This window comes from Flexibacter flexilis DSM 6793 (genome assembly GCF_900112255.1).
GTDB lineage: Bacteria > Bacteroidota > Bacteroidia > Cytophagales > Flexibacteraceae > Flexibacter > Flexibacter flexilis.
This window is the reverse complement of record NZ_FOLE01000004.1, coordinates 147228-172530: the sequence shown is the minus strand read 5'-3', so window position 1 is coordinate 172530 and position 25303 is coordinate 147228. Positions and strand designations below refer to the sequence as shown.

General features: G+C 45.3%; 22 protein-coding genes. 13 read left to right on the top strand and 9 right to left on the bottom strand.

Going from position 1 to position 25303, the window contains the following annotated elements; translation table 11 throughout:
- Positions 1-370 precede the first annotated feature (370 nt).
- The 4 genes from BM090_RS08440 to BM090_RS08425 all read left to right on the top strand — a co-directional run bounded on the left by BM090_RS08440 (position 371) and on the right by BM090_RS08425 (position 5136).
- On the top strand, positions 371-2713 hold the full coding sequence (locus BM090_RS08440) for a type I restriction-modification system subunit M (RefSeq protein WP_091510790.1): 2343 nt from the start codon (positions 371-373) through the stop codon (positions 2711-2713).
- 12 nt (positions 2714-2725) lie between these two features.
- Positions 2726-4021 carry a restriction endonuclease subunit S gene (locus BM090_RS08435; protein WP_091510787.1) on the top strand — a complete coding sequence of 432 codons (1296 nt, stop codon included), beginning with the start codon at positions 2726-2728 and terminating at the stop codon, positions 4019-4021.
- Positions 4022-4138: 117 nt separating this feature from the next.
- Positions 4139-4459: a hypothetical protein gene (locus BM090_RS18345; RefSeq protein WP_177199883.1), complete on the top strand. Its 321-nt coding sequence runs from the start codon at positions 4139-4141 to the stop codon at positions 4457-4459.
- Between the two features lie 284 nt (positions 4460-4743).
- Complete coding sequence (locus BM090_RS08425) at positions 4744-5136, top strand: endonuclease domain-containing protein (protein ID WP_091510784.1); 393 nt, start codon at positions 4744-4746, stop codon at positions 5134-5136.
- 122 nt (positions 5137-5258) lie between these two features.
- Here the strand turns inward: BM090_RS08425 and BM090_RS08420 are convergent, their stop codons facing one another.
- The 4 genes from BM090_RS08420 to BM090_RS08405 all read right to left on the bottom strand — a co-directional run bounded on the left by BM090_RS08420 (position 5259) and on the right by BM090_RS08405 (position 8839).
- Positions 5259-5900, bottom strand: coding sequence for a leucine-rich repeat domain-containing protein (locus tag BM090_RS08420; RefSeq protein ID WP_091510780.1), 642 nt, complete (start codon positions 5898-5900; stop codon positions 5259-5261).
- 156 nt (positions 5901-6056) lie between these two features.
- A complete protein-coding gene (locus BM090_RS18340; RefSeq protein ID WP_177199882.1) occupies positions 6057-6842 on the bottom strand; it encodes a DUF1573 domain-containing protein in 786 nt (261 codons plus the stop codon).
- Positions 6843-6917: 75 nt separating this feature from the next.
- Positions 6918-7664: a L,D-transpeptidase family protein gene (locus BM090_RS08410; RefSeq protein ID WP_091510777.1), complete on the bottom strand. Its 747-nt coding sequence runs from the start codon at positions 7662-7664 to the stop codon at positions 6918-6920.
- Between the two features lie 194 nt (positions 7665-7858).
- Positions 7859-8839, bottom strand: a complete 981-nt coding sequence (locus BM090_RS08405) for a bifunctional heptose 7-phosphate kinase/heptose 1-phosphate adenyltransferase (protein ID WP_091510774.1) — start codon at positions 8837-8839, stop codon at positions 7859-7861.
- A gap of 273 nt (positions 8840-9112) precedes the next feature.
- Between BM090_RS08405 and BM090_RS08400 the strand changes: the two genes are divergently transcribed.
- Both BM090_RS08400 and BM090_RS08395 read left to right on the top strand, forming a co-directional pair.
- The gene (locus tag BM090_RS08400; RefSeq protein WP_091510770.1) at positions 9113-10969 is read left to right on the top strand and encodes a choice-of-anchor L domain-containing protein; all 1857 of its coding nucleotides are present in this window, start codon (positions 9113-9115) and stop codon (positions 10967-10969) included.
- A gap of 565 nt (positions 10970-11534) precedes the next feature.
- Entirely contained in the window at positions 11535-16973 is a 5439-nt protein-coding gene (locus BM090_RS08395; protein WP_091510765.1) for a beta-propeller fold lactonase family protein, read from the top strand.
- Here the strand turns inward: BM090_RS08395 and BM090_RS08390 are convergent.
- The 4 genes from BM090_RS08390 to BM090_RS08375 all read right to left on the bottom strand — a co-directional run bounded on the left by BM090_RS08390 (position 16970) and on the right by BM090_RS08375 (position 19498).
- Positions 16970-17344 (bottom strand): DMT family protein, encoded by a 375-nt coding sequence (locus BM090_RS08390; protein ID WP_091511293.1) that lies wholly within the window; start codon positions 17342-17344, stop codon positions 16970-16972. The genes BM090_RS08395 and BM090_RS08390 overlap by 4 nt on opposite strands.
- Positions 17345-17408: 64 nt before the next feature.
- Positions 17409-18182, bottom strand: coding sequence for an enoyl-CoA hydratase-related protein (locus BM090_RS08385; protein ID WP_091510761.1), 774 nt, complete (start codon positions 18180-18182; stop codon positions 17409-17411).
- A gap of 102 nt (positions 18183-18284) precedes the next feature.
- Entirely contained in the window at positions 18285-18749 is a 465-nt protein-coding gene (gene ruvX, locus BM090_RS08380; RefSeq protein WP_091510756.1) for a Holliday junction resolvase RuvX, read from the bottom strand.
- 5 nt (positions 18750-18754) lie between these two features.
- The gene (locus tag BM090_RS08375) at positions 18755-19498 is read right to left on the bottom strand and encodes a hypothetical protein (protein WP_091510753.1); all 744 of its coding nucleotides are present in this window, start codon (positions 19496-19498) and stop codon (positions 18755-18757) included.
- A gap of 162 nt (positions 19499-19660) precedes the next feature.
- Between BM090_RS08375 and BM090_RS08370 the strand changes: the two genes are divergently transcribed.
- The gene (locus BM090_RS08370) at positions 19661-20185 is read left to right on the top strand and encodes a DinB family protein (protein WP_091510749.1); all 525 of its coding nucleotides are present in this window, start codon (positions 19661-19663) and stop codon (positions 20183-20185) included.
- On the opposite strand, the gene BM090_RS08365 is transcribed toward BM090_RS08370, so the two are convergent.
- Positions 20180-20434, bottom strand: coding sequence for a DUF2752 domain-containing protein (locus BM090_RS08365; protein ID WP_177199881.1), 255 nt, complete (start codon positions 20432-20434; stop codon positions 20180-20182). The genes BM090_RS08370 and BM090_RS08365 overlap by 6 nt on opposite strands.
- Before the next feature lie 11 nt (positions 20435-20445).
- Here BM090_RS08365 and BM090_RS18335 point away from each other — a divergent pair, with 11 nt between their 5' ends.
- The 6 genes from BM090_RS18335 to BM090_RS08340 all read left to right on the top strand — a co-directional run bounded on the left by BM090_RS18335 (position 20446) and on the right by BM090_RS08340 (position 25260).
- Positions 20446-20664, top strand: a complete 219-nt coding sequence (locus tag BM090_RS18335) for a hypothetical protein (RefSeq protein ID WP_177199880.1) — start codon at positions 20446-20448, stop codon at positions 20662-20664.
- A 75-nt stretch (positions 20665-20739) separates the two neighbouring features.
- Positions 20740-21189 carry a hypothetical protein gene (locus BM090_RS08360; RefSeq protein WP_091510743.1) on the top strand — a complete coding sequence of 150 codons (450 nt, stop codon included), beginning with the start codon at positions 20740-20742 and terminating at the stop codon, positions 21187-21189.
- A gap of 75 nt (positions 21190-21264) precedes the next feature.
- The gene (locus BM090_RS08355; protein WP_091510741.1) at positions 21265-21897 is read left to right on the top strand and encodes a hypothetical protein; all 633 of its coding nucleotides are present in this window, start codon (positions 21265-21267) and stop codon (positions 21895-21897) included.
- 87 nt (positions 21898-21984) lie between these two features.
- Entirely contained in the window at positions 21985-23646 is a 1662-nt protein-coding gene (locus BM090_RS08350) for a S41 family peptidase (protein WP_091510738.1), read from the top strand.
- A gap of 196 nt (positions 23647-23842) precedes the next feature.
- Positions 23843-24709 (top strand): PhnD/SsuA/transferrin family substrate-binding protein, encoded by an 867-nt coding sequence (locus BM090_RS08345; RefSeq protein WP_091510735.1) that lies wholly within the window; start codon positions 23843-23845, stop codon positions 24707-24709.
- A complete protein-coding gene (locus BM090_RS08340) occupies positions 24709-25260 on the top strand; it encodes a CvpA family protein (protein ID WP_091510732.1) in 552 nt (183 codons plus the stop codon). The genes BM090_RS08345 and BM090_RS08340 overlap by 1 nt, the downstream gene beginning before the upstream one ends.
- The last annotated feature ends 43 nt before the right edge of the window (positions 25261-25303 follow it).

Here is a 25303-nt window from a genome sequence, read left to right as displayed (position 1 = left end):
CCTCCCCCTTGGGGAGGTCGGGTGGGGTTTGGAGGTCGGGAGGACTTCATCAATTTCCCCTCCCCACTGGAGAGGTCGGGTGGGGTTTGGAGGTCGGGAGGACTTCATCAATTTCCCCTCCCCACTGGGGAGGTCGGGAGGGGTCTTGGAGGTTGGGAGGACTTCATCAATTTCCCCTCCCCCTTGGGGAGGTCGGGTGGGGTTTAATAACACAAGGTTGGGAGGACTTCAATTTCCCCTCCCCCTTGGGGAGGTCGGGTGGGGTCTTGGAGGTCGGGTGGGGTTTGGGTGGGGTTCTCTGGTGGATTTTAACGAGAATTGTCATAGCTTTGTAGCCTTTTTCATTTTGGACTCCGTAAACGTTTGACCAATGACACAACAGACTCATAATAAACTCATTAGCTTCATTTGGAGCATTGCCGACGACTGCCTCCGCGACGTGTATGTACGCGGAAAATACCGCGACGTAATTCTGCCTTTCGTGGTGCTGCGCCGCATAGATGCCTTGCTGGAAAGCAGCAAAGAGGCCGTATTGGAAGAAATTAAATTCCAAAAAGAGCAAATCAAAGTGGCTGACCTTGATGCCGATGGACTCAAAAAAGCCGCGGGTTTTGTCTTTTACAACACCTCCACTTGGACAATGGAGAAACTCAAAGGCACGGCCACCAATTCCCAACAAAAATTAGTCGCCAACTTCGAGGAATACCTCAATGGCTTTTCGGGCAATGTGCAGGAAATCATCGAAAAGTTTAACCTAAGAGCCCAAATCCGACACATGGCCGCCAAAGATGTGTTGTTGGACGTGCTCGAAAAGTTCACTTCCCCGCACATCAACCTCACGCCACACGAAAAAAACGACCCCGAAGGCCGCGCCTTGCTACCTTTGTCCAACTTGGGCATGGGCTATGTCTTTGAGGAACTTATCCGAAAATTTAACGAAGAAAACAACGAAGAAGCAGGAGAGCATTTTACCCCAAGAGAAGTAATTGAACTCATGACGCACATGGTTTTTGAGCCGCTACAAGGACAGTTGCCGCCCATTATTACCATTTACGACCCCGCTTGCGGCTCGGGCGGCATGCTCACCGAAAGCGAAAATTTCTTGACAGAACCCGAAAATAAATTTGGTTATCAAGGCGATGTGTATTTGTACGGAAAAGAAATTAACGACGAAACCTACGCCATTTGCAAATCCGACATGATGATTAAGGGCAAAGACCCCGAAAATATTCGCGTCGGCTCTACGCTTTCCACCAACGAGTTTTCGGGCTATAAGTTTGATTTTATGCTCTCCAATCCGCCTTACGGTAAGTCGTGGGCAAGCGAACAGAAATACATCAAAGACGGGAAAGACGTGATTGACACCCGCTTTATGGTCAGGCTGGCCGACTATTGGGGCAACATGGAAACCGTAGAAGCCGCCCCCCGCAGTTCGGATGGCCAACTGCTGTTTCTGATGGAAATGGCCGACAAAATGAAGGCTGCCGAGCACAACACTTTTGGTGCGCGCGTGGCTTCCGTGCACAACGGCAGTTCCTTGTTTACGGGCGATGCGGGCAGCGGCGAAAGCAATATCCGTCGCTATCTCATCGAAAATGATTGGCTCGACGCTATCGTACAGATGCCCAACAACTTGTTTTACAACACGGGCATTACTACCTACATTTGGTTGCTCAACAACCACAAACCCGAACACCGAAAAGGAAAAGTCCAGCTCATCGATGCCAACCAACTTTTCCGAAAATTGCGCAAAAACTTAGGCAACAAAAACGCCGAATTTGCCCCCGAACACATTGCCCAAATCGTGAAGGCTTACATGAGCTTTCAGGACAAACCCGCCACAGACGCGCCGCTCAACGCCAAAGTGTTCGACAACAAAGACTTTGGCTATTACAAAGTAAACATCGAACGCCCCAAACGACTACGCGCACAGTTTTCCCAAGAAGCCCTCGACACCTTGCGTTTCGATAAGGCCATGTACTTGCCCATGCAGGCGTTGTTCCAACGCTACGGGCAGGCCGTTTACCAAAATTTGGCTCCACACGCCGCCGACATTCAGAAATTGGCCGAGCAACAAGGCTGGGATTTGAACAAAAAACAAATTATCAAACTCCTTGAGCCTGCCACTTGGCAAAAACCAAAAGCCATTTACGAGGCCGCTTGTACGCTTTGGCGACACATTGGCAGTGAGCCACTTGCCGACCAAAACGCCCTGAGCGAACGCATTGACCAACTCAACAAAAAACATCAGTTGGGACTGGGCGGCACGGACAAAAAAGCCATTTTGCAGGCTATTTCTACTTACGATGCCGCCGCCGAAAAAGTAATCCGTAAAACCGAAAAACTCACAGGCGAAAAGCTACAACAACTCTTGGACCGACTCGGTTGCAAGGCCGAACAGCTTCCCGAATTTGGCTATTTCCCGACGGGGCTGCCACACGAGTACGTTTGTTATGAGACGGAAAGCGACCTGCGCGACGCCGAACAAATTCCGCTCTCCGAGTCCATTTACGACTACTTCTGCCGCGAGGTGAAACCACACGTGCCAGAGGCTTGGATCAACTTGGAAAGTGTCAAAATCGGGTACGAAATTTCTTTTAACAAATATTTCTATACCCATACGCCCTTGCCTGCCGCCCAAACGCTCAAAGAAAAATTGCTGGAGCTGGAACAACAAGCCGACGGTTTGCTACACGACATCCTGAACGCCTAAACCCCAACCCCTATGCAACCTTACGAAAAATATAAAAATAGCGGCATCGACTGGCTCGGCCAAATCCCCGAACATTGGGAAGTAAAGAAATTGAAGTATGTGATTTTAGGAAAATTAAAATATGGCGCAAATGAAAGTGGTTGGGAATATGATTCTAACTTACCTCGATATATTAGAATTTCTGATTTTGGATTAGAAGGGAAATTAAGTGAAGATAAAAAACTATCGCTACCATTTGAAATAGCAAATAATTATTTGTTGTCAGATGGTGATATTTTATTTGCGAGAAGTGGGGCAACAGTAGGTAAGTCTTATCAATTTAAAATCTCTTTAAGTACTGAAAAAAATTATTGTTTCGCAGGTTATCTTATAAAAGCACAGCCTGATACAAGTAAAATACTAAGTGATTTTTTGTATGCCTATACTCAATCGGGGGTTTTTGCATCTTGGAAAGATTTTATTTTCAATAAAGCTACAATTGAAAATATTGGGGCGGATAAATATTCTGAATTATTTATCCCTCTTCCACCCTTATCGGAGCAGGCGGCGATAGCGGCGTATTTGGACGATAAATGCGGGAAGATAGACCGCGCGATTGGGCTAAAAACCGAGCAAATCGAGCAGCTCAAAACCTTGCGGCAAGTGCGTATCCAGCAGGCGGTTACGCGCGGTCTGGACGCAGACGCGCCGCTCAAAGAGTCGGGCATCGACTGGATTGGCCAAATCCCCGAACACTGGGAAGTAAAAAGGCTGAAGTATGTGCTTGATGAAATCAACATTAGAACAACAACAGGAAGTGAGGAGTTGCTTTCTTTAAGTAAATATTTAGGAATAATTCCTAAATCTTCGTTAGAAGAAAGAGCGGGTGGGGCAGAGTCTCTTATTGGATATAAAAAAGTTTATTATAATAATATTGTAATAAATAAAATGCAAGCCGTAAATGGATTGATTGGTGTAGCTAAAATTGAGGGTATCACTAGTCCTGATTATTCTATATATAAATGCAAAATAGATAATGTTGATTATATAGGTAAACTATTATTGCTTCCGTTTTATTTAGAGCAATATAAAAAAGTTGTAACAGGAGTAATGGAAGGTTTTATAAGATTATATACAGATGATTTGTATCGTATAGAAGCGATACTTCCACCCTTATCGGAGCAGGAGGCGATCGTATCGTATTTGTCATCGGAGACCGAGCGCATAGACCGCGCCATCGCCCTCCAAAATGAGCAAATCGAGTATTTAAAATCCTACAAACAATCGCTTATCAATGAGGCCGTAACAGGCAAGTTCCGCACAAAGTGAAGTCCTCCGCAAAGTGAATTCCTCCGCAAAGTGAAGTCCTCCCCTTGGGGAGGATTTAGGAGGGGTCTTTTTTCAACGTAGGATTTAGGAGGGGTCTTTTGAAACCCCTCCCATGGTTTGTGTCTTCACAAACCACATATCCCACCTGCAATTCCTGTTATTGCTTTGTGGACTTCTGTTATTGCTTTGTGGACTTCTGTTATTGCTTTGTGGACTTCTGTTATTGCTTTGTGGACTTCTGTTATTGCTTTGTGGACTTCTGTTATTGCTTTGTGGACTTCTGTTATTGCTTTGTGGACTTCTGTTATTGCTTTGTGGACTTCTGTTATTGCTTTGTGGACTTCTGTTATTGCTTCGTGGACTTCTGTTATTGCTTCGTGGACTTCTGTTGTCTCACCTACAATTTCTGTTCAAGTCCTCCCCTTGGGGAGGATTTAGGCGGGGTCTTTTTTCAACGTAGGATTTAGGAGGGGTCTTTTGAACCCGTGTTTTAGAACCCCACCCAGCCTCCCCAAAGTAAAGTCCTCCGCAAAGTGAAGTCCTCCGCAAAGTGAAGTCCTCCCCTTGGGGAGGATTTAGGAGGGGTCTTTTTTCAACGTAGGATTTAGGAGGGGTTTTGGGGATCACATGATTTAGGAGGGGTCTTTTGAACCATAGGATTTAGGCTGGATTTTCTTGCAAATCCTAACAACAAATCATAACTTACCACAAACCAAATAGTTATGACACCACCAGACGAACCACTTTACAACTGGCAAAGCACCACGCCCGAACAATGGCGACACCTCAAAGATTTTGCCTACAGCAACCGCAAAAACCCTACATTGGCCGAAAAGACCTTGTGGGAACATTTGCGCAACCAACAGTTAGGCGTAAAGTTTCGCCGCCAACATGCCATAGATGCTTTTATCGCAGATTTTGTATGCTTGCCGCACAAACTGGTTATTGAGGTGGACGGTGGCGTCCATGACCAACAAAAAGAATATGACCAAATGCGTACTGAGCTACTCAATCAGTGCGGCTTTAGAGTGATACGCTTCACCAACGACCAAGTTTTGCAGGAAATAGACAGTGTTTTGAAAGAAATTCGGGCGGCATTGGATACCCACCCCTAACCCCGATCGCGCGAAAGAACCCCACCCAGCCTCCCCAGTGAGGAGGAGCATTTAAAGTCCTCCGCAAAGTGAAGTCCTCCCCTTGGGGAGGATTTAGGCGGGGTCTTTTGAACCAAAATCTTTTATTTTTTATAAATAATTTTGGCTTTGCTGTTGGCTTTTGCCTTCGCTTGATTGCCCTGAATCATCTTCTCGAAGTTGGCAGGAATAGAACTAGGTTTGCCGCTGTACGGGTTGCCTTTGTCTAAGAAACTGCGAAATTCGGTATTTTTACCAACCATTTCCGACAAGGCACTCGGAAACGCTGTGAACTGATTTTGAGTAATATCCAAGCTGAAAAGGTGCGTCATTGCGCCCCAACCTGTTGGCAAACTGCTCAATTTGTTGTTGCCGAGTGTGAGCAAACGCAAATCTGTAAGGCTGGTAAGGCTGGCGGGCAACTCTCGCAGTTGGTTGTTGCGCAGGTTCAGTACCGAGAGTTTTTGTAGCTTGGAAATCTCCGACGGAATGCTTTGCAGTTGGTTGTTATCCAAAATCAGTACCTTTAGGTCGGTGAGCTCGAACAATTCGGGCGGCAAAGACGTAAGATTCTGATTACGCAAATCCAAAGACCTAACCGCTACATTGTTTTTTTGCGCTGCCGTTGCTTCTTGCACTGACTTATACATACGTTTGTTGGTTGGCTTCACGGCTTGCGCCCAACCACCAGTAGAAGCGAGCATTAGGCCGCAGACTACCAAAACCGAATACAATATTTTTTTCATATCTTTTTTAGTAAAAATCAAAATAAATAAATGAGCTAACGCCCTGAGCCACAAGATACAGCAAACCTCGCAAAGCCCCAAAAATTTCTTGAAACAAAACTAAAAAGCGTAAGCTACTTTTATGCAACTTACGCTCAAAACCTTGTTTTTAAGTTTTTATTTGAAAGGAACAGCCATGCGATTTTCGCGCATAAGTCCTTGAGAAGCAAACGAATCTGTAAGGCTTGCTTTTAGTGTTACTTTGGTGCTTGGCGAGTTCAGGTCGTTGGAATAGATATAAACCGTTTCGCTTACGTCGCCTTTATTGCGTGGGGCAGTGTATTTGAGTTCGATGGTTGCCGACTCGCCTACTTTTACGGATTTGTCCGAAACCGTGTAAGTCACGCAGTTGCAAGCACTTTGTACATTGTTGATTTCCAGCGTAGAAGCTCCCGTATTTTTTACGGTTACGTGCGATACGGCCACTTGTCCACCTTCGAGTTTGCCCAAAGCAAACGTATTTTTGGTCAATTCGAGTTTTGGAGAAGTTTTGAGTTGTTCCGCCGTGTAGGTTGGGCGAGCGTCTTTGCCCGCTACCATGCCTTTGATGGAAAGCATAGACGGTGTGCCAATGTTGCTGTTTACCGTAATGGTTTTGTTGAAAGTACCAGGGCGGCCAGAGCTGTTGTAAGAGGCTTTGATACTGCCTTTTTTGCCAGGCATGATGGGTTCTTTCGTCCAAGACGGCGTAGTACAACCGCAAGAAGCGTTTACGCTTGAAAGGATAAGCGGCTGATTGCCAGTGTTTGTAAATTCAAATTCGTAAACGGCTTGTGTACCCTCTACGATTTCGCCGAAGTCGTGGCTTTCGGTCTTGAATTTGATAGCGGGCTGAGCTACGGCCATTTGTACGCTCAAAACGGCTACTGCTAAAGTTATTTTAGAAAAAAGTTTGCGCATCATCTTTAAATAAGTTTAAAACGAATGAGTTTAACAAAAAATCCAGCGAATATACGTGTTTTTAAGATTTGGTCAAGATTAGAAATAATACTTTCCGTTGCTGGCCACGCGTGGCCGAAGCTCTTGGCGCGTTTGCAGGAACAAATCATGACCCGTTTTGAGGTTTTTCCAAAAGGCCAACAATTCGGGTTGGTCGGCGTACTCTTCTGCAAACCGCTGCATATTGTTTTGGTTCATTCGGAACGGAAAAATATACATCGGAATCAGTTTTTGGCCGTTCTGACAGGCCTGAATCGCGTATAAATAAATTTCTTTGATTTTCTCGTCGGTCATGGGCAGGCAGCCTATCGTCACACATTGTCCGTGTACGAAAATGTCGCCGCCGAGCCGCTTGGCTTTGCTGCGAATGCGGTCGGCCTGATTGGGGTAATTTACGCCCAACGACAAATAATACGTGCTGGCAGGGTTGTAACGGTCTATGTAATAAAATCCTTCGGGTACTTGGCCGTCGCCTTCCTCGCTTTTTGGACCTAACTCACCCGACTGCTCGCATACACGATAATTTGCGATTTTGGTGTAAGTCTGGTCGGTTTTATTTTTGGCGTAAAGCTCCAAAATTTGCTCGTTTTTGTAGGCTACCAGCAAGATTTGCAGCGCATTTTCTTGTATTTGGTTGGTGCCCAAAACGCCCGAAATAAAATCTCCTTTTTCTTGGAAAGCCTGCCGTACACGCGGATATTTTTTTTGTTCGGAAAGAAAATCTTTGCGAGCCGTAGCCGACGAAAACACCACCAGAAATACAAGAAAAAAGAGATTGCGGGACATAGTGTTTTAGTTTATGATAAACGTTTGGGTGTGATGCAAAACCAAGATTTCAGGCCTACGGCCTTCGTGTCATGTTCACTATTTTTTACTACAAAGATAGCAAGCCTAAAGGCTTTCGGTTTTACCTCAAAAATCCGTTAGGATTGAAATCTTTGTAGTGTAGAATTATGAGGCAACTCTACACCACAAATCGTCTAAATCTCCAACTTTTCGGCTTCTTCTTTGAGGCGTGCTTTGTTGATGGGAACAACGCCCACGTGCTCGCACACGAGGCCACCGCCCAAATTGGCCAGCTCTACCACTTGGCGCGGCGGCAGCCTTAGGGCCATACACAACGCCGCGATGCTTACCACCGTATCGCCTGCGCCCGACACGTCCGAGATTTGGCGCAAATGTGCGGGTACGTGGTGTTTTTGGGCGTTCATGTCCAAGTACATACCGCGTTCGGAGAGCGTGAGTAATGCAGCTTCCACACCCAAACGCGCCTTGAGTTGCTCGACAGACTGCGCGATTTGCGCATCGTCGTTGATATCTACTTCTATTTTGAGGCCTTCGCGTAGCTCTTTCAGGTTGGGTTTGAATAGACTCGCGCCCGTGTAGTGCATAAAATTGCGTTTTTTGGGATCGACTACCGTCGGGATTTGGAGCTCTTGGGCGAGTTTGATGGTTTGTTGGATTACGTTTTCGCACAAAACGCCCTTGTCGTAGTCCTCGAAAATCACGACTTGGCAAGTAGGCAAAAGCGCGGCTATTTTCTGAAGTAATGCTTCTTGTTCGGCTGCTTTAATTACCGAATCGTCCTCAGAGTCAATGCGTAACAAATGGTGCGAACCCGAAATAACACGATGTTTTACGGTCGTGATGCGGTTGGCACTTTGCAAAATACCTTCGGTGGCAAGGCCGTTATCGGAAAGTATATCTAACATTTTTGTCCCGTCGGCATCGTCGCCGACCACCGCACAAAGCACTGGCGTTGCGCCCAAAGCCTGCACGTTGAGAGCCACGTTGGCCGCACCACCCAAGCGATATTCGCGGCGTTGCACGTTGAGCACAGGTACTGGAGCTTCTGGCGAAATACGTTCTACTTTGCCCCACAAATACGAATCTATCATAATGTCGCCGATAATCAGCGCACGTAGGTTGTTAAAGTCCTCAAATACGGTATTCACGTTCATTGCAATAAAAAAATCAAATTGAAGTGCTATTTACCAAGAATAATGTAAAAATCGAATCATTATTGGTCGCTATGATTTGTTTTTCTTGATTTTGTTCCGTGTATCTCTGATTATGAATGGATTGTTCTTATTTTTAAATAATTTTCTGTATTTTAATGGTAAAAACATTACATTTATACTTGATTTCCCCTTTTAATTTATTAGATTTGTTAAAGTAAATACTACTCTAATTGTATTGATAAAAAATATTTAAACTAAAACTGATTGTATTTTATGAAAAAAACATTATTTGCCTTAGGCACAATCTTGCTTTGTGGGGCATCTGTCTCTGCTCAAAGTGTCTCTGTAAAACCCGTGAACAGCACAACTTATCCTCTGATTGACTCTATTATTAATAAACTGGCTGGTTCGGGTGTCGTGATTAGCAATGTAAAAACCAATTTAGGTAGTGGTTCTACTTCCGTTACTTCTAATGCTTTAGGTTCTTTTAAAGCCAATGATGGCATTGTAGGGAAGTCTGGAGCAAGTATCAAGAATGGCGTGTTACTTACTACGGGCTTGGTATCTGGAGCTTCAGGTACATCAACCGTAAATTCATCCACCAGCAATGGATTAAGCAGCAATGGCAATAATAATGGTTTGAATGGCAATACATTATTGACTGGGATTTTACCTACCTCCACCACCTTAAATGATGTTTGTGTTGTGCAGTTTGACTTTATTCCTGTTTCAGACTCCATATCTTTTAATTATGTATTTGCTTCAGAGGAATATAATGCCTTTGTAGGAACTGATTTTAATGATGTATTTGGATTGTTTATCAAAGGGCCTGGTATCGTAACACAAGCAGGTTTGCCAGCCAACACCCGCAATATTGCAGTGCTGCCAAGTACGTCCACTAATTCTAATATAGTTTCTATCAATAACGTAAATGCAGGGAATGGAATGAATGCGTCAGCGTCTAATTCTTCTTATTACATCAACAATGATAATACAGAAGGAACTTATATTTCTTCGCCTGTAGATAATTCGCGTAGCAATAACTTGCGCTATGATGGCCTTACGAAAAAACTTACAGCCAAAGCGGCGGTATTTCCTTGCCAAACTTATACACTTACTTTCGCGATTGCAGATGTACAAGATGGTATCTTTGACTCAGGTGTTTTTATTGAAAATGGCAGTTTGAGTAGTTTTGGAAATATTATTGTGCCTATGATGCCAACCATTAGTAAACAAACGATTAATTGTAATCAAACGGTATTGAGTGTGGCTGCTGCTGATACGGCGTATTCTAATTTTGTATGGAGCAATGGCCAAACGGGTACAAGTATTACGGTCTCTGGTGCAGGAACATATAGCGTAGTAAGAAACTACCAACGTTGTCCCAATATACCAGCTATTGTTTTGCCGCCTGCATCGGTACAAGTAGGTATTCCATCTACACCACCAGCACCCGCTATTTCTCAGGATGCACTTCCTTGCTATGTTGGTTTATTTGTGATTCCAGACAGTACCCAAGCCGACTATATGTGGTATTATAACGGAAACATCGTACCTAATGTACATACTAACTGGTTGGATTCTGCCGAAGCAGGAACTTATACGGTACAATACATTAGTACAAGCGGTTGTACTTCGGAAGTTTCTGCTCCATTGGCTGTGCAAGTAGGAAACCCCAATGCAACGCTTACCGTTACGGGCACTACGTTGTCTGTACCTGCCGCCGCCAATACTACCTACCAATGGTACAAAGATGGAGAACTGATACAAGGAGCTACGCAAGCCTCTTATACGGCTCTCACGACGGGCGTTTATTCGGTACAAATCACGTCTTTGGGTTGTATGATTTCTACACAAGGCACACTCATCGAGATGGTGGGCGGCATCAAAGGCAAAGACATTGGCCATTTGGTAAAAGTGTATCCGAGTCCTGCTACCGACGGAAAAGTAAATGTGGAGGTTGATAATTTACACGATGCCCAACTAACCATTACCAATGAGTTAGGCCAAAGCATCAAACAAATGATTATCAATCAACAACATACAACATTTGCACTCAAGCAAGGCGTTTATTTCCTCAAAATCCAAAGCCGTGAGGGCGTTAGCATTCAAAAATTGGTAGTAGAATAATTTTTCTGAAAAAATAAAATTCATCAAAAGTACAGCTTCCGTCACAAGGGGCTGTACTTTTTGCGTTTATAAGGCTTTGTCAATGCTAAATCAGGGTTTTGGGGTAAATAATAATGCAAACGCATTATTGGCCGCCAACCGAATATTTCCCTATTTCCGCCTGTTAAAACAAACGTTGCCGCTTAGGCGTGTAAGTTCGCCCAATATTTGAGGCTAATATTTAGCCTAATAGTGTAATTTAAATGTTATTCTAAATTGCGAATGGCTTTAAATTAGAGTAATAAAAGGCATTGTACAACAAAAATGAATAGCTATTTAATTAGTAATAAAATATGTATTTGTATATGTGATTCTGTACTATTTTGTTAAATATTAAATTTTGCATTTGTATTAGGCTAACTACTTTTGTACATGGTATATTTCTATTATAAAATATACATCTTTGTAAAATAGAAATAGTTTATTGTATTGATAATCAGTATTAAACAAACCAATTTATACTCTACAAAACATTATTATCTTTAATTACACATTAAAAACTAACTACTGTAACTCCTTGATTATTATGAAACACATCAACCAAACAAAACAGACTACACGTGTGATTTGGTTTGCGCTTATGGGGTTGTTGTTGCAGATTACCAGCAGCTTGGCTCAACCATTGGGCATTTATGGCTTTGGTGGCAACACTAACGTTACCGATACGTGGCCAGTGAACGTGCAACCACTTAACGCGACATTTAGTCCATTTAGCAGAGGGCCAGGCATTCTCAAACCAGCTTCTGCAGGTACTAATGGTGCTTTCACGGCCAGCCGCTGGACGCTTGCGGCTACGCGCAACGACAGTGACTATTATCAGTTTTCGGTAAAACCGATTGTCGGCAAAAAAGTCCAGTTGGATAGTTTGATTCTGGACGAAGCTCGTTCGGCTTCGGGTATTACCAAATGGGCGGTTTATACCAGCCGCGATAATTACACGACAGCCGTGAAAGAATTTACTGTTCCCGATGTAACTACGTTCCGCAACAGCCAAAAAACGGTTTTTGTGGGGTCGTTGTTCAATGGCATTACCGACAGCGTAGGCATAAGGCTTTACGGCTATGGCGCGGAAGCCACTGGCGGAACTTGGCGCGTGGACAGCGTGCGTGTGTACGCTTCGGTAACTGATGCCAGCCAAACCACCACACCAAGCCTTACCGTAAATCCTACTTCTTTGACTTTCAATAACGTAGCGGTAGGCTCTTCGGCCATCAAAGGCGTGCTAATTGTTGGCCAAAATCTGTCGGGCAGTATTGGGGTTTCGGTCAGTGGCAGCGGCGTACAAATGTCTTTGGACAGTGCAAATTTTACGCCAGCAGGCACGATGAGTATTGTTCCTTCCAGTAGCGGCACGCGGGTTTATGTCAGGGTTTCGCCCACGGCAGCAGGCAGTTTTAGTGGAACACTTACGGCTGCGGCGGCGGGTGTGAGTCCTGCGGTGGTCAGTATTTCAGGTACGGCTATTTCGGGCGGAGCAGCTAATTTGTACCGCGAAATAGGTTCGTTGCGTGGCGTAAATGCAAGCGGCGTAGCCGACTCGTTAGGCAAAACCGTGATTGTGATGGGCACAGTACATAGCATTAATTTCCGCCCTGCTGGTCTGGAATTTGCAATTGCAGATTATACAGGTGGTATTAATATTTTTAAAAGTACAGCACTTAGCCCTATTTATACAGTAACCGAAGGCGATTCGTTGCGTGTGCGCGGCACGGTGGCTCAGTTCAGAGGCCTTGCGCAAATTACTCCTGATTCTATCAAAATATTGGCAACCAATCGCCCATTAAAAACACCGCAAGTGGTTACGGCTCTCAACGAAAGTACAGAAGGGCGTTTGGTCAAGCTCGATAATTTATATTTGACCAGCAACTCGCCTTGGGGCGGAACGGGCAGCTATACGGCCAAAGCCCTCAATGGCGGTACTGATACTATTTATATTCGTATAGATTCTGATGCTTTAATTACGGTGGCTCGCCCAACAGATGCGTTTAGTGTTATGGGTATTGGTTATCAATTTGCCCCAACAACTGCTGCGCCGTTTGTGGGTGGTTATCAGATTTATCCGCGCCGCAACAGCGACATTGCTCCAATGCCAGTAGGTTCTACGGTGTATGCGTATGTGGCCAATATCGGGAGCAGTACATTATCTGTAATCAATACGGCTACTAATATGGTGGTGGCTACTATTCCCGTTGGCTCTGCGCCTGGGGCAGTGGCCGTGAGTCCAGACGGAACGCGCATTTATACAGCCAATCAATCTACTACCAATATTTCGGTGGTGGATGCGGCAACGCGTACGGTTATTGCTTCAATTCCTGTAAGTTCTACGCCTTCGATGTTGGTGGTAAGTCCTGATGGTAGCCGCCTGTATGTGAGCCGTTTAGGTTTTTCTGGAATATCAGTAATTAACACAAGCACCAATACCGTAATTGCCAACATTGGACTTACGTCAGATGCTTTTAGCGTGGCGGTTTCTTCGGACGGAACAAAATTGTATGTTACTACTTCTGCGGGTGTATCGGTGATTAATACCACTACTCAAAGCGTCGTAACGAGCCTAACGGTAGGAGCAGGACCTTACGGCGTGGCTTTTAATCCAAGCAGTACGAGAGCTTACGTAGCGAATTATGGCGGAAATACCGTGTCTGTAATTAATGCCAGCACTAATACTGTGATAGGCAATATTACGGTAGGTTCGTCGCCTAACTCGGTGGCTGTAAGCCCCGACGGTAATAAATTATATGTTTCCAATACGGGTAGCGGTTCGGTTTCGGTGATTGATATTAATACCAATACCGTTTTGGCCACAGTAACGGGTGTGGGCATATCGCCTTTTGGTATTTCGGTTACGCCAGACGGCAGCTTGGTGTATGCTTCGGACGCTACCAATAATGCCGTGTATGTGATTAGCACCAGTACCAATACCATTATAAAAACTGTACCTGTTGGTACAAGTCCGTATTCTAACGGCAACATGATGCCGCTGTATTATACAATCGCTTGCCCTACGGTTTCGTTTTCGCCTGCCAGCCTTAGCAGTGCTACTGAAGGCGTAGCATACAGCCAAACCGTTACCCAAACAGGCCTTACTGCGCCTACGTTTAGTGTGTCGGCGGGGGCATTGCCTGCGGGTCTTACGTTGAGCAGCGCGGGTGTGCTTTCGGGTACGCCTACGGTAGTCGGAACGTACAATTTTACTGTAAAAGCTACCGCAGGCAATTGCTCAGGTACGCAATCGTATAGCCTTACGGTAAGTGCCAATCCGAACGCAGTTTATGCGTATGTTCCAAACGGATTTGCTAATACGGTTTCGGTGATTAATACCAGTACGAACGCGGTTACAGCGACTATTTCGGTCGGTTCTACGCCGCTTGGCGTTGCTGTCAATCCAGCAGGTACAAGGGCTTATATTAGCAACCAAAATTCCAATTCGCTTTCGGTGATAAATACCAGTACCAATACTGTGATGGCGACGGTTACGGTCGGCAGCACGCCACAAAATGTGGTGGTATCACCAGACGGCAATAAAGTATATGTGGTTAATTACTCAAGTGGTACTATTTCGGTGATAAATGCAACTACCAATACAGTAACGGCTACTATTTCCGTAACAGCCAATCCGAATGGTATTGCGGTGAGTGCGGACGGTAGCAAAGTATATGTATCTCACATTTTTAACGATATTATTTCGGTGATAAATACGGCAACCAACACTGTCGCGGCTACGTTTGCGTCGAGTGGAACACGTCCTTACGGTATGGCCGTGAACCCGACAGGTACGAGACTTTATGTTGCGAACGTGTTCAGTAATACGGTTTCTGTATTTAATACTTCTAACAATAGCCTCATTACTAATATTTCGGTGGGTGTTAATCCGCAATTTGTGGCCGTGTCCAGAGACGGAAATTCAGTTTATGTAACCAATTCAACCGACAATACGCTTTCTGTAATTAATGCCAATACTAATACCGTTGTTAGTACAGTGAGCACGGGCGTACTTCCGCAAGGTGTTTCTATTACCCCGAACGGAGCTAAAGTGTTAGTGGCTTGTGCCGACATGAATACCAGTGCAGTGCAAGTGCTAAGCACGGCCACCAATACCACGATTACCAACGTGGCGGTAGGTACTGCGCCTTATGCGTTCGGCAACATGATGCCTTTGTATTATAATCCTGCTTGCGCTTTAGCCACGCCAACGGCAAGCGGCAACACGTCCTTCTGTGCGGGCGGCTCTACGGTTCTTTCAGTTCAAAATCCAGTAGCCAATACTTCGTATTTGTGGAGTAATGGCACGACAGGCAACAGCATTACGGTAACCAATGCAGGTAGCTACACAGTACAAGCCATTTCAGGCGGCTGTACTTCGGCAGTATCGTCTGCGGTTGTGGTTTCGGTTACACCATTGCCAACCATGCCAACGGCAAGCGGCAACACGTCCTTCTGTGCGGGTGGTTCTACGGTTCTTTCGGTTCAAAACCCAGTGGCGAATACTTCTTATTTGTGGAACAATGGCGTTACAGGCAATAGCGTTACGGTAACCAATGCTGGCAGCTACACAGTACAAGCCATTTCAGGCGGCTGTACTTCGGCGGTTTCTGCGGCGGTAGTAGTTTCGGTTACGCCATTGCCAACCATGCCAACGGCGAGCGGCAACACGTCCTTCTGTGCGGGTGGTTCTACGGTTCTTTCTGTTCAAAACCCAGTGGCCAATACTTCGTATTTGTGGAATAATGGCGTTACGGGCAACACCATTACAGTAACGGCAGCAGGCAGCTATACGGTACAAGCCATCTCAAATGGCTGTACTTCGGCAGTATCGGCGGCGGTGGTAGTTTCTGTTACGCCTGTGCCAACCATGCCAACGGCGAGCGGCAACACGTCTTTCTGTGCGGGTGGTTCTACGGTTCTTTCTGTTCAAAACCCAGTGGCGAATACTTCGTATTTGTGGAACAATGGCACGACAAGTAACAGTATTACGGTAACCAATGCAGGCAGCTACACAGTACAAGCCATTTCAGGCGGCTGTACTTCGGCAATATCGGCGGCTGTTGTGGTTTCGGTTACACCATTGCCAACCATGCCAACGGCGAGCGGCAACACGTCCTTCTGTGCGGGCGGCTCTACGGTTCTTTCGGTTCAAAATCCTGTGGCGAATACTTCGTATTTGTGGAACAATGGTGTTACGGGCAACAGCATTACAGTAACGGCAGCAGGCAGCTATACGGTACAAGCCATTTCAGGCGGCTGTACTTCGGCAGTATCAGTGGCGGTTGTGGTGTCGGTTACACCTATGCCTGCCAAGCCAATCTTTAGCATAGAAGGTAGCCCTTGCGACCCAGTTTTGTTTATTATGCCGACAGGCTACGACAGCTTTATTTGGTGGTTTAATGGCAATATCGTTCCGAACGAAAACATGAATTATTTGGACTCGTTGGAAGATGGTACTTATATGCTGCAAGGCGTGGCGGCGGGTTGTACGTCGGTGGTTTCTGACCCCGTGCAAGTCATTGCGCCGCACCCAGATACAACGGTTACCGTTGTCGGCACTACGCTTTCTGTGCCTGCTGCGCCAAATACTTTTTATCAATGGTACAAAGATGGTGACCTGATTCCGAACGCAACGCAATCCAGCTATACGGCCACGGTGACGGGTGTTTACTCGGTATATGTTTCGGCGGCAGGTTGTACGCGTCCCTCGTCGGGTGTGTTGGTGGAAGTGATTGGCGTGGCTTCGCGCATCAATCATTTGGTGAAAGTTTACCCGAACCCAGCCACACAAGGCACGTTTACACTGGATTTGGAAAATCTGCACGAAGTGAAATTGACGATTGTAGATGAGTTGGGACGTGTGGTATCGGCTACCGATATTAACCAAAACCACAGCAGCCACCACATCGCGCAAGGCGTTTATTTCCTTAAAATCCAAAGCCGCGAAGGGGTAAGTGTTCAGAAATTAATAGCTGATTAGTTTTTCTTGAAAATGAAAAACACGGCCAGCACAATGAACCCGAACCCAACCAGATAATTCCAAGCCAATTTATCGCTTTTGAACACGTACACGGCAAAAAACATGAACACAATCAGCGAAATGGCTTCCTGAATGATTTTGAGTTGGAACAGCGAAAATGGCCCGCCATTGTCCTTAAAACCCAACCTATTGGCGGGCACTTGGAAAATATATTCAAAAAATGCCAATCCCCAACTCATCAAGATGACGCCTGCCAGCCCCAAGCCTTGTAGCCACGTTATTTTTTTGAGTTCCAAATGGCCGTACCAAGCCAACGTCATAAACACATTAGAAAGTAGCAATAGGGCTACCGTCAAAAATCCTTTTGTCATAGTTTCTTTTAAGTAAGTCAAAAAAAATGGGGCAAATTGTTTGCGCAACTTGCCCCTTAATAGCCTAACGGCCAGTAAATTGCGGTTTCCGCTTTTCGATAAATGCCGCCATTCCTTCTTTTTGGTCGTCGGAGGCGAAAAGCATATAAAAATTTTTGCGTTCAAAATGTAGGCCGTCGTTCAGGTGATTTTCGTAGGTCTGATTGACGGCTTCTTTGGCCAATCGCACGGCCAGCGGCGACATTTCGGCCACTTTGGCGGCCAAACTCAAGGCTTCGGACAAGCATAATTCCACAGGAACAACGCGCGTAACCAAACCCAAACGGTCGGCTTCGGCTGCCGAAATAAAACGACCAGTAAGTACCAATTCCATGGCTTTGGCCTTGCCGATGGCGCGTGTGAGGCGTTGCGTACCGCCTGCGCCAGGGATTACGCCAATTTTGATTTCGGGTTGCCCGAATTGCGCCGTTTCGGAGGCTACAATCATATCGCAAGTCATGGCCAGTTCGCAGCCGCCACCCAGCGCAAAGCCCGACACGGCAGCAATCAACGGTTTTTTGCAACGACGAATGGCTTCCCATGTCGCGAATTGGTCGGCCAACAACATATCAATTGTATTTTTCCCCGCCATTTGCTTAATGTCTGCGCCTGCGGCAAAGGCTTTTTCATTGCCAGTAATGACAATGGCACGAACTTCTGGGTTTGCGTCAAGGGCTTGGATTGCGTCTCTTAACTCGCTCATTAATTGCAAATTAAGGGCGTTTAACTCTTTCGGTCGGTTCAGGCTCACGAGCGCAACGGCTGGTTTGGCCTGTGGGTTTACGGTAATAAATTCCATTGATGTATCAGGTGTATTATACGGGGTAAATTTCTTGCAAACTAATCTAATTTTTCGGAAAAACGTGATGCCCTGATACGGAAAATATTAAAAACCCTTCGGTTACAGCGTGTTAGTTTCGGTGTTTTCGTCTTGCTGCTGATATTTGGCAAAAAGGCTGCGTTGTTGCATGAACGATTGCAGGATAATCACGGCACTGACCATGTCCACGGTGGCTTTGTTGGCGCGGGCTTTTTTTCCCAAACCGCCATCAAGCATGGCTTGCGAGGCGATGACCGAAGTAAAACGTTCGTCGGTCGTAAAAACAGGAATATCGGGGAACGTGCGTTGCAAAATGCGCACAAATCCGCGCACGTGTGAAGTGTTATTGGTGGCGGTGTTGTCCAAACGAACGGGCATCCCGACCACAAAAGATTCTGTTGGGTTTTGGGCGCAATATTTTTTCAGGTACTCAATTACGTCTTTGGCGTGCACCGTGTCCAGCGGCCCTGCGATGATTTGCAGAGGGTCAGTAACGGCCAGCCCGACGCGTTTTGTGCCGTAATCTACGGCTATAATTCTTTTCATATCAATTAGTTAAGTTTGATTTTGGTTTGCATCAAACTTTTTATTTCTTGCTCCAATTGCAAGGCTTTGGGGAATAAAATGCGGTTTTCGATGCTGGCGTGAATCTGCAAACTTTTCTCAAAACCAATGAGTTCGGAATATACAACGCGTTGGTGCAGGTCGGCGGTTGGCGGCAAATAATAGTCGTCGGTCATGGCGCGAATGCCTGCCATTTCGTCGTCGTAGCCTTCATGTTCCATGCTGAATTTTTGGATAGAGTTTTTCTCCATCGTAAAATACAATTGCGTGGGTTTGAGGTTGCGCTTGGCTTCCGAAAGTTTGAGAATATAGCTAAACAAATGGTCTTCTTCCTCGTAAATGTGCCTGATGAAGTCTTCCGTAAAAATCGGGAAAACGCTTTGCAAGTCGAGCGCAATTTGTGGGTCAGAAAACGAATTGGGGCGTATGTGCTTGATAATGTGCGCCATGTAAGGCAACTTTTCTTTAATAAAAATATGGTGCGCGTGGCGCAAATACCCAATCACCAGTTCTACGGGATAGTCTATCAACGAAAGTTGGCTTAGCGGCAACTCGCCCGCCGTCTCCAACCGATTTTTGACGATGTCGGCACTTACGGCGTGTTCGTTACAGACTTGTTCCAGCGTTTTGTCGGTGTGTTCGTAGAAATGAATCCCGAAAAAATGCAGAACTGAAGCCACTATATAATTATCGCGTACTAATTGGGCAATGGTCTTACGTGCTTTTTCCATATCAACAAAATAGCGTTTACCTACACAAGTTTTACAAAAATACGAAAACTCCCGAAAGCTATACAAGTATATTTCTACACAAATAAAAATCTCGCTTATTCTTGCGCTGTTTTTCTTAGCTTGCTGGCCATTGAAGTTTTGTATTAATTTTATCTGAAAAAAATGAAACAACCGATTGCACGCCCCAATTACGCCGATACGCCTACTTATTATCATAAGTATTTGGATTTGAGTCAGAACGAAACAGACTTGATTTTGGCGTTAGAAAAAAATTGGCAAGAGATAGAAACATTGCTCAAAAGCATTCCTGCCGAAAAAGAAAATTACCGTTACGCACCCGAAAAATGGACAGTAAAACAACTCATTGGCCATATTGCGGACTGTGAACGTATGTTTGCGTATCGGATTTGGCGTTTTTCGCGCTTCGATGCAACAGAGCTTCAGCCCTTCGACGAAAACCATTATGCCGCCCACGACCGCACCGACGCACGCACGTTGGCCGAAATGATAGAAGAATTTGGGTATTTGCGTAAGTCAAGTATTGCGTTGCTCTCGTACCTGACCGACGAAATGTTGGATTTCAAAGGCTCAGTTCGCGGCAATTCCGTAACGCCTCGCGGCATTGCGTGGTTTATGCTGGGGCATGGCATACACCATATTAACGTACTGAAAGAGCGGTATTTATAAAGCTAAATTTCTCCACAACATAAATATTACGGTCAATATTCCAACGCCCCAACTGGTGTACGGATGTGTTGCCCAACGGCGTAGGCGTGTCGCGATGTTTGTATTTTGCCAAGAGACAGGCAGTAGCGGCATGCCTATTAGTCCCGCCCAGTATGGCGCAGTAATCCAAAGCCATTGGTTTTGGGCGAAAGAAGCCGAAATATGTCCGTGCAAAAGTTCGTGCGTGGCGCGTTGTGTACCACAAAGCATACATTTCCAGTGTGTTAGCTGGTATAGTGGACACTTTGGAAACCAACTTTTTGTGGCTGGGTCAAAAAGCCAATACAGAGCCGCCGCAGCCCCAAATAATGCAAGGAACAATAGATGCTTTTTGGATAAAAACATATTGGCTTTTGTGTAATTATTTTTGGAAGAATAAAATGTCTGACTTGCGCGGACGTTATCATGGCAATATCTGTGTTTTTAAGATGATTTTATAAACAAGATAGTGATGTTTGTGTAAATTGCCGCACCACATTATTACACCTTAAATTTTTAATCCCACATCAAAGAAATTGAAAACGAAGTATTTGTTTTTTCTGCTATTGATTAATATTTGCCTGCACGCGCACCAAGTGCAAGCACAACGAACGGAACTGCCTTACGCACGCACCACAGCGACAAGCGCACGCCCAACCGTTCATCCCGAAAAATTAAGACGTATGTATCAGGTGTTTGTGTATAAGCCGCGCAAAGTGCTCTACGGCAACAAATGCGCTTCTGATTACACCCAAGCAAGAGGTTTTGAATACGTTCCCGTGATTTCTGACCCCACCAAACACCGCAATCCGTTAGGCGTATTTTTTCATAATTTGTGGGCAAAAACCGCGATTACATTTCGTTGTGGGCTGTTTTGGTCGGTGCGGACGCGCCGCCATATTCAGCAGTGCCGCAAAAGTTCGGGCGATTTTGTGGGGCAAATTCCTGCGGCCACCGACTCGTTACTTTTTGCCCAAAATCCGTAATATTGCTTAGTTTTGCTGCCAAAGTAAAACAATTTTATATACATCCAATTTCTTTTTATTATACCAAATTATACCATGAAAACAGCATCTTTAGACCCTCGCATCAATCGTTTGCAAGTGCCTGACTATGAAAGCGAACCCGCCGCCAAACAGCCACTTGACCAATTCCCAACGTTTGAGGTTTTTGAGCAAGTAAAAGAAGACAAGCCTTACCAACACGTTGGCATCGTGCACGCGCCCAATGCGGATATGGCTTTTTTGTTTGGAAAAGAACAATACACACGCAGAGGCAATACTTGTACGGGAATATTTGTGATTTGTACGCAATCGGTTTGGGTTTCGGCCTACACCGACGGCAATGTAAATGTGCTGGATACGTTGGGGCAGGGCTACCAACAAAACGCTCAAAGCACTGTGTATGAGGTTTTTTATTTGAAAAAAAGAGGTAAACAACACTTACACATTGGTAGCGTGAAAGCCGACACGTATTCGCAGGCGGCAGCAGAAGCGGCGCGTTTGTATCCAGAATCGGTTTGTTTTAATGTGTGGGTCGTGCGTCGCGACAATATCATGTTTTCGCAACCCGAAGACCGCGACATTTGGAACACTCTTTCGGAAAAAAAATATAGAGAAGCTGTGGCGTATCGGGCTTTGGAGCGAATAAATGAGTTTAAAGCACGTCAAATGAGTAATGTTACAAACAAATAAGAAATATTCTTTGTATTATTTGTAATTTTATTTGAAATTTACGCCTTGTTACAAGATTAAATATCTTAAATTCAAATAGTCGGAAACATGGCAACGAATCAGAAGCGTAGGTGGGTAAAACAGTTGGGATTATTGGCAGTGTCTGCATTAGCGGGCGGCTTGGTGAGTGCAGCCATGTTTGGAGGGCGTAATACCGCCGACAATATTGCCTCCAACTCCATCAAATTCAGGGAAGTGTTGGGCTATATTCAACGCGATTACGTGGATGTAGTCAATACGGATACGCTTACAGATCATGCCATTGTTTCACTGCTCGACGATTTGGACCCGCATTCGATGTACGTGCCCGTTTCGGACATGGAAGAAAGTAAAATTCAACTCGAAAACAATTTTGAAGGCATTGGCGTAGAATTTGACATTGTGCGCGATTCGATTTGTGTGGTAATGCCCTTGGCGGGAGGTCCTTCCGAACAAGCAGGCATAGAGGCTGGCGATAGAATTATTGAAATTAATAAAGAAAACGTGGCAGGCGTTGGCATTAACACGAATGGTGTTCGCCAACGCCTACGCGGCATAAAAGGCACGGTGGTAGGCATCAAGATATGGCGACCTTCGCGCAATAAAATGCTATCATTCAAGTTGGTACGTGATAAAATTCCCAGCAATTCCGTTGAAGTTTCGTATATGATAGATGCCCAAACGGGTTATATCAAAGTGAGCCGTTTTACACTTAGCACCGACCAAGAAGTACACGACGCACTCGTAAAACTCAAAACCAGTGGCATGAAACAACTCATGTTGGATTTGCGCGACAACGCAGGTGGCTACATGGGGGCGGCTATCAAGATGGCTGATGAGTTTTTGTCGGGTACGAAATTGATTGTTTATACCAAAGGCAAAAATCCACAAAACGATATGCGCTACGAAGGCGGTGTGCGTGGCGAATTTGAACACGGTTCGCTGATTGTGTTGGTGAATGAGGGTTCGGCTTCGGCTTCCGAAATCGTGTCGGGGGCGTTGCAAGACCAAGACCGCGCCTTAGTGGTGGGTCGCCGCACTTTCGGGAAAGGGCTTGTACAAGCTCCCATCGACTTGCAAGATGGTTCGGAGTTGCGCCTGACCATTGCCCGCTACTATATTCCGAGTGGTCGTTGTATCCAAAAACCTTACGAGAAAGGCAGCAAAGAAGCCTACTTTATGGACATGGATAACCGCTATCGTTCGGGCGAAATGTTTTTTGCAGATAGCGTAAAAGTAGCTGATACCCTGAAGTTTAAAACGGCTTCTGGCCGTTTGGTGTATGGCGGTGGTGGCATTGTTCCCGACTGTTTTATTCCGAACGACACGACTGTTTACACGGATTATTTGGTACAGCTTTATAACCAAAATATCATTAGAGAATACGCGCTTTCTTATTCTTTGAAAAATAAAAAAGAACTGAATACTAGTACATTGTCGCAGTTTCAGCAAAATTTCAAAGTAACAGATGCCATGATTGAAGACATCAATAAGGCCGCAACCAAAGCTAATATTACGATAGATGCCAAAGATTTTAAACGTTCGGAAGCATTTTTACGCAACCAAGTGAAAGCGTGGATAGCTCGCAATATCTGGAAAGAAGAAGGATTTTATGCGGTTTATAATCAATCTGATGACGAGTTTTTGGCCGCTACCAAGTTGTTTGAAAAGGCACAGAATTTAGGTCATACCAGCAACAAGAAAGCACACGGAGCGCATCAGTTAAGATAAAATTTTTGCAGAAAAATAATTTTAAAAACTTGTAACAGGGGTTTCTATTCAAACGGAAATCCCTGTTTTGTTTTGGGTCAAAATAACATTTTATACTACGCCATTTTTGTTTGGAGAATTGCCTATACTTTTGCATCTTGATTTTTTTGCAATAACATTGCTCGGAAATATATTTTTATCAAATAGAGAAAAACTTATGAAACATATATTGCGTGTGGGAGGTGTGCCCGAACATTTCAATTTGCCTTGGCACTGGGCCGCCGAACAACAACTTTGGGATAAATTAGTGGTTTCAGTACAATGGACAGATTATTCCAGCGGAACGGGTGCAATGATGGCCGCTTTGCGCGACAAACAATTGGACATGGCTTTGGTGTTGACGGAAGGCGCGGTAGCCGACATCGCCAAAGGAAATGATGCACGTATCGTGCAGACCTACGTGAATACGCCTTTGCAATGGGGAATTCACGTGGCGGCGCACAGCGACATTACCGAACAAACGAATTTGACAGGAAAACGCTATGCCATTTCCCGCAAAGGGTCGGGTTCGCACCTGATGGCTTTGGTCAATGCCGACCAAAACGGCTACACGATTGCCGAAGTAGATTGGGTGCAAGTGGGCAATATTGGCGGGGCAGAAAAAGCCCTCACCGAAGGCCAAGCGGATGTTTTTATGTGGGAAAAAGCCATGACACAGCCACTTGTAAGCAAAGGCGTTTTTCGTAGGGTAGGGGTTTGCCCAACGCCTTGGCCGTGCTTTGTGGTGGTGGTGCGTACCGAAATTATTGCACAATACGCCGCCGAAATTAAAACCATATTACAAAGCGTTGGGCAGTTGGCAGCAGAATTAAAAAAACATTCGCAGGCGGTGGAAATCGTGGCGCAGCGTTATGAATTGCCATTGGCTCAAACGCAGGAATGGCATGAGGCCACAGACTGGAACTACAATGCGCAGCCCATCACACAAGCAGAAGTAGAGCCAGTGGCACAAACACTTTTTAGGCTTGGAATAATTGAACAAATGCCTGAAATACAAAATATTATACATAAGTTGGAGGCCTAATGAAGTCGGCAGCATTTATACAGCCGCTCGATATTTTGCTGATTGGCTTGATGAGTTGGGGTGCGTACAAAGGTTATCGGCGCGGTATGGTGGTGGAGTTGGTAAACTCCATGGCCTTGGTCGGGGCGGTGGCTGGCGGTTTGGCTTTGCTGGATTGGGCGTTGGCACTGCTCAAACCCTACATCAAAGGTTACAGCATGATATTGCCGTTTGTGGTTTTTGGTCTTATTTTTTTTCTGATGAGCTTGGGTATAAGGCAGTTAGGGTATTGGGTGCGCCGAAGCATTCGTTACACAGTATTTGGCAGCGTGGACGATGTGGCGGGTGCGGTGCTGGGAATGCTCAAAGTCATGTTTATGATTAGTACATTGCTTTGGGTGGCCTCGTTGGCGGGCATTGTGCCGCCGCCGTATTATACCAAAAACACCTTTGTGTATCCGATTGTGGCAAGTTTGGGGCCAAAAAGCATCCGAATCATGACGGTTTTCTTCCCGTTTATGAAACAGTTGGCCGCTTCGCTCAAAAAAATATTAGCCCGAAAAACGCATTGATTTTTTTGATAACATTCTTAACCATCGACTTGACGATTTTATA